We start from the raw sequence: 1,683 nt of genomic DNA, 5'->3' as shown, positions 1-1,683 counted from the left end.
CCTCAATCCGCCGAGGTGGTTCGAGAGTGATCTCCTGATCGATTTCTGCGTCCGCTTTGGGCTGGTGGCTGGGTGTGGGCAGGTGGTATCTGCTGGTCTACCCAGCTTTTCCACGGGTTTGGTTCCGGTTGGGCCCTGGCGGGCGGGGTGGGCAGGGACTGTTCGTGTCAGCCGGGTGGGCCGTGAACGGTGTCGAAGAGGTGTGTCCAGGCTTGCCGCCAGGGCCAGTTGTGGGGCAGATGCAGGGTGATGCGTCGTGCGGAGCGGGCGATGCGGGCCGGAACCTGGACCAGGTGGGCCCGGAGGGTGGCGGTGGTGGCCTTGGCGTGGAACGCGGAGGTCAGTGCGCCGGCGGCCCGCAGCAGGTTGTAGGTCATCGCCCACAGGGTGAGCCAGGCCGCGTTGGCGTGGAAGTGTCCGGACGGCAGGTGGGCCAGGGCACCGGCCTTGCTGTCCGCGATGACCTGCTCGACCACGGCATGGTGGCGGTGTTCCCGCTCGGCCTGGAGTGTCGGGGCGGGCTGGTCGGTGAAGAAGGGGTGGTAGCGCCAGACGGGAAACAGCTCGCCCTGCTCGCCGACGGTGGCGGGTTTGGCCAGGTCACGGACCCGGCGCACGATCAGCCGGGCAGTGACCCGATCTGTTTTCTTCCGGCTGGCGAACGCGGTGTATTGGGGTATCTCGGCGACTTCGGCGTCCGAGATGAGTTCGCCGGTCTCGGGGTCGGGCACTGCGGTCGGGTAACTGATCTGCCGCCAGGCATCGTGGGGAATGCTGTGGACGGCCCGCTTGATGGAGGGGTTCATCCCGGTGGTGACCGAGAAGTGGGCTCCGGCCCGGCGGCAGGCGGCGATGACCCCAGTGTTGTAGAACTGCGAGTCGGCCCGCAGGATCCGGGTACCGGTGCAGCCGGACTCCCGGGCGGTGGCCAGGGCCTCGCTCACGAATTTCGGGGCGCCCCGGGAGTCTGCCGCTTTGCCGCGTCGCATCCGCACCGTCGCGATCACCGGCCGCGACTGGGGGGTGCAGATCGTGGCGAGGAGCGGGTGCAGGGTGCGGATGCCTTTGAAGCGGCCGTACTCGGCGCCCTGTTTCGCCCGGCCGTAGACCCGCTTGTGCGTGGAGTCGACATCGATGAACGCCATCGTGTCCGAGCCCGGCAGCAGTGGGGTGTGCGTGGCCAGTTCCGCGAGGAACCCGCGGTGGACAGCGTGAAGTTGGAGAGCATGTCCGTGGGTGAACGCACGCAGGAACGTGCCCAGTGTCGATGGGGCGCGGATACCGTCGAACATCGCAGGCATCGCCCCGTGGCGCAACATCGCGAGGTCGTCGATGCTGTCCGCGCCCGCGGCCATGCCGCCCACGATGCTGGTGACCTTGGCGTCCGACGCCGCACCCGCCCCGTTCTTCGCCCCGGTCAGCTTCACCTTCCCCGTCACCAGCCGGGACAGGCCGCACCGCTCGGCCAGGCGCAGCACGGGGACCAGCCCGGCCTGCGCGATCAGATTCGGATCACCGAACGCAGCGGAGACCGCCGCTGACGTATGGGAAACTTGCATCTCGGAAGTGCCTTGCTGATTGTGCGTGCTGGAAGCCTGAAGAACTCCCATCATCGCAGGTCACAAGGCACTTCCTCGTTCCAAGAAGAGTTATCCACAGACACCGAATCGGTGGATCAAGGCT

The 1,683-nt window shown here is 67.5% G+C and carries 1 protein-coding gene; it reads right to left on the bottom strand.

The window, feature by feature from the left end:
• Window positions 1–167: 167 nt before the first annotated feature.
• Entirely contained in the window at window positions 168–1,559 is a 1,392-nt protein-coding gene (locus ACF1B9_RS37945; RefSeq protein ID WP_391746962.1) for an IS1380 family transposase, read from the bottom strand.
• Window positions 1,560–1,683 lie beyond the last annotated feature (124 nt).

The sequence above is a fragment of the Streptomyces sp. NPDC014727 genome (genome assembly GCF_043083485.1).
Classification (GTDB): Bacteria; Actinomycetota; Actinomycetes; order Streptomycetales; family Streptomycetaceae; genus Streptomyces.
The sequence above is the reverse complement of the archived record's forward strand: the minus strand, read 5'-3'. Positions and strand labels throughout refer to the sequence as shown.

Excerpts from the sequence above, each read along its gene's own strand:
- ACF1B9_RS37945 (WP_391746962.1), bottom strand. The coding sequence starts at position 1,559 with ATGCAAGTTTCCCATACGTCAGCGGCGGTCTCCGCTGCGTTCGGTGAT.